This is a genomic window from Nocardia sp. NPDC004722 (assembly GCF_053601505.1).
In genome coordinates this window covers 1-2,246 of sequence record NZ_JBSGBY010000925.1, presented here as the reverse complement: position 1 = coordinate 2,246, position 2,246 = coordinate 1, and the positions used below count along the sequence as shown (strand labels likewise).

The 2,246-nt window shown below is 71.3% G+C and carries 3 protein-coding genes; 2 read left to right on the top strand and 1 reads right to left on the bottom strand.

Annotation, left to right across the window (positions count from 1 at the left end; all coding sequences use genetic code 11):
• Both ACWELQ_RS44125 and ACWELQ_RS44120 read left to right on the top strand, forming a co-directional pair.
• Positions 1-946, top strand: a 946-nt coding sequence (locus tag ACWELQ_RS44125; RefSeq protein ID WP_452402919.1) for an AMP-dependent synthetase/ligase, incomplete at its 5' end; no start/stop codon positions are given.
• Positions 947-1,075: 129 nt separating this feature from the next.
• Positions 1,076-1,864: a DeoR/GlpR family DNA-binding transcription regulator gene (locus ACWELQ_RS44120; protein WP_452402918.1), complete on the top strand. Its 789-nt coding sequence runs from the start codon at positions 1,076-1,078 to the stop codon at positions 1,862-1,864.
• An 8-nt stretch (positions 1,865-1,872) separates the two neighbouring features.
• On the opposite strand, the gene ACWELQ_RS44115 is transcribed toward ACWELQ_RS44120, so the two are convergent.
• Positions 1,873-2,246 (bottom strand): class II fructose-bisphosphate aldolase (locus ACWELQ_RS44115; protein ID WP_452402917.1); only part of this gene is annotated, 374 nt, incomplete at its 5' end.

Sequence of the window (2,246 nt, the reverse complement as noted above, 5' to 3'; positions counted from 1 at the left end):
CCTGGTGGCGCAACAACATCTGGCCAAGCGAAGGCTCGCGGAGTGGGCGATCGGCACCGGGATCGAGGTCGCGCGGCGTCGCTCGGAGGGTACGCCGATTCCCGCGGCGCTGCGGGCCCGGCATCTGGTCGCCGATCGGCTGGTGCTGGCGTCGCAGCGCGCGCGGATGGGAATGGATCGGGTGCGGGGCGCGGTCACCGGCGCGTCGCCGATCGCGCCGGAAGCCCTGCTGTTCTTCGTCGGCCTGGGTATCCCGGTGTGCGAGGCGTGGGGCATGACTGAGACGTCCGCGGCGGCCACGGTCAACCGGCCGGACGCCATCCGGGTCGGCACCGTCGGCACCGCGCTGCCCGGCACCGAAGTCACCCTCGCGGCGGACGGTGAACTGCTGGTCCGCGGCCCGCTGGTGATGCGCGGCTACCGGGGCGACCCGGAACAGACCGCCGCCGCCATCGACGCGGACGGCTGGATGCACACCGGCGATATCGGCACCATCGACGCCGACGGCTACGTCCGCATTGTCGACCGCAAGAAGGAACTCCTCATCAACGCGGCGGGCAAGAACATGTCCCCGTCGAATATCGAAGGGGCGGTGAAGGTCAGCTGCCCGCTGGTCGGGGCGGTCATCGCCATCGGCGACGACCGCAAGTACGTGACCGCGCTGCTGACGCTCGACCCGGACGCGTGCGCCGCCCACGCGCGGCAGTACGGTCTGGCCGACGCCGCACCGGCGGTGCTCGCGCAGGACCCGGGGGTGCGGGCCGTACTCGAGGAGGGCATGGCCGCGGCCAATGCCCGGCTCTCGCGCGTCGAGCAGATCAAGAAGTTCACGGTCCTGCCTGTGACCTGGGAGCCGGGCGGCGACGAACTCACCCCGAAGATGTCCTTGAAGCGCAAGTCGATCCACGCGAAGTACGCCACGGAAATCGACGACCTGTACCGGTGAGCGCGCCCGGCCGTACCGGACAGTGGACGGCGGGCGCGCGCTCTCTACTGTTGAGCGCGTGCCTGTTGCCCTCCACTCCGCCCTGACCGATCAGCCCCGGGCCGCCGCATCGCGCGCCGAGGCCGCGCGATGACCGGCGCGATCGACCGGTCCCAGCGCTGGAACCGATTGCTGGAGTTGCTCGCCGAGACCGGGCGGCTGTCGGTGGAGGATGCCGCCGAGCGACTCGGCGTCTCCATGGCGACCGTGCGACGCGACTTCACCGCGCTCGCCGAGCAGCAGTTGGCCACCCGCACGCACGGCGGCATCGTGGCCAGCGCGGTGGCCTACGACCTGCCGGTCCGCTACCGGCACGGCGACGAAGCCAAGCAGCGCATCGCGGATTACACGGCGGCACTGGTGGAACCGGGCCGCGTGGTCGGCATCAACGGCGGTACGACCACGACGGCGATGGCCCGGGCGCTCGCGGGGCGGTCCGACCTGACCGGGTCGGGGGATGGTCAGCTCACCATCGTCACGAATGCTTTGAATATCGCGGCGGAGCTGGTGCTGCGGCCGCATCTGCGCACCATCTGCCTGGGCGGGACGGCGCGCCGGGAGTCGTACGAGCTCTACGGGCCGCTGGCCGAGCGGTCTCTGGCCGAACTGCGGTTGGACACACTGATATTGGGGGTCAACGCGATCTCGGCCGAGGGTGGGGCGCAGTGCCGCCACCTCGGCGAGGCCGGGGTCAGCTCCGAGATGGTGCGCCGCTCGGGCGAGGTCGTCGTGGTGGCGACCTCGGACAAGGTGGGACGCGCCGCGCTGGCCAAGATCTGCGATATCGGCCAGGTCTCCCGGCTGGTCACCGATGTCGACGCCGACGCCGGGGTGGTCGCCGAGATCCGCGACGCGGGAGTGCGTGTCGATCTGGTGTGAGGCCCGGGTCAACCGGCCAGCACACCGAGGAAGTGCGCGACATTCCGCTCGATGCCGGTTCGGCCGGGGCCCAGGTACTTCCGGGGATCCGAGACGGCGGGGGAGTCGGCGAGGGCGGTGCGGACCGCGTCGGTGAGGGCGATATTGAGGCGGGTGCCGATATTGATCTTCGTCATGCCGTGGCGGACTGCCGAGCGCAGACCCTCGTCCGGGACGCCGGAGGAACCGTGCAGCACCAATGGGACGGACAGGGTTTCGGCCAGCGCGGCGATCAGGGCATCGTCGAGCGCGGCGTCGCGGGTGTGCATGGCGTGCACCGAGCCGACCGCGACGGCCAGGGCGTCCACGCCGGTGGCGGCCACGAATTCGGCGGCCTCGCCGG